Source organism: Pseudomonas sp. SDO524_S393 (genome assembly GCF_054071875.1).
In genome coordinates, this window is the sequence record NZ_JBSVVZ010000178.1 from 1 (window position 1) to 256 (window position 256).

Sequence of the window (256 nt, forward strand, 5' to 3'; positions counted from 1 at the left end):
GCCTGCGTATCGAGCTGGGCGAAATCGAAGCGCGTTTGCTGGAACACGATTGGGTACGTGAAACCGCCGTATTGGCCGTCGACGGCAAGTTCCTGGTGGGCTACCTGGTACTGCAAAACGCCGGCGAGGATTGGCGCGACGTACTCAGTGCGCACCTGGTCCGGCAGCTGCCGGACTATATGGTCCCGGCGCAATGGATGTTGCTGGAACAGATGCCGCTGAGTCCCAACGGCAAGCTCGACCGCAAGGCGCTGCC

At 62.1% G+C, this 256-nt stretch carries 1 protein-coding gene; it reads left to right on the forward strand.

The features are described 5' to 3' along the window. On the forward strand, positions 1-256 hold a 256-nt coding region (locus ACW9IB_RS29555; protein ID WP_457416871.1), incomplete at both ends, for an AMP-binding enzyme.